The 891-nt window shown below is 34.5% G+C and carries 1 protein-coding gene; it reads right to left on the minus strand.

The window, feature by feature from the left end:
* The coding region (gene glnA / locus AMN88_RS03425; protein ID WP_075536430.1) for a type I glutamate--ammonia ligase at positions 1-891 on the minus strand (891 nt) is incomplete at both ends.

Below are 891 nucleotides of genomic sequence, written 5' to 3' on the forward strand. Positions count from 1 at the left end.
ATTTCTAGCTGAATAGGCAAGAAGAACTGGAGCTTCAAAACCTGGAATTAATCTTTTGTAACTGTTTGTTGTAGAGTTAGCAAAAGCATTAATTGCTTTAGCATGTTTTAGGATTCCACCGATATAATGTAGAGCTGTTTCACTTAATCCAGAATACGCATCACCTGAAAACACTGGAGTATCACCTTTCCAAATAGATTGATGGATGTGCATTCCTGAACCATTATCACCAGCAACTGGCTTTGGCATAAAAGTTGCAGTTTTTCCAAATGAATGTGTAACCATTTGAACAACATATTTATATAACTGTACGTTATCTGCTTGATTTACTAAAGTTCCAAAATACATACCAAGTTCATGCTGACTAGGAGCAACTTCATGGTGATGCTTTTCAACTTTAATACCAACTTCTTTCAAATTTTTAAGATACTCACCCCGCATGTCTTGTTCACTATCAACTGGTGGTACTGGGAAATATCCTCCTTTAATTTGAGGTCTATGACCCATATTTCCATTTTCATATTCTTTACCAGAATTGTAAGGACCTTCTTTACTATCTAATTTAAATCCACACTCATTCATATCATTTTTGATTCTTACATCATCAAAAACAAAAAATTCTGGCTCAGGTCCAAAAAAAGCTTTATCACCTATACCTGAAGCTTTTAAATATTCTTCGGCTTTTTTAGCAACACCTCTTGGATCTCTTTCATAAGGATCTTTTTTAATTGCATCTAGAATGTCACAAAACAAAACTACAGTATTATGAGACGTAAAAGGATCCATGAACATTCTTGCAGTATCAGGTTTTAAAATCATGTCAGACTCATTAATTGCTTTCCAACCAGCAATAGATGAACCGTCAAAAAAGACACCCTCGTTCAACATATC

It is taken from the genome of Candidatus Pelagibacter communis (assembly GCF_001180165.1).
GTDB classification, from domain to species: Bacteria; Pseudomonadota; Alphaproteobacteria; order Pelagibacterales; family Pelagibacteraceae; genus Pelagibacter; species Pelagibacter ubique_P.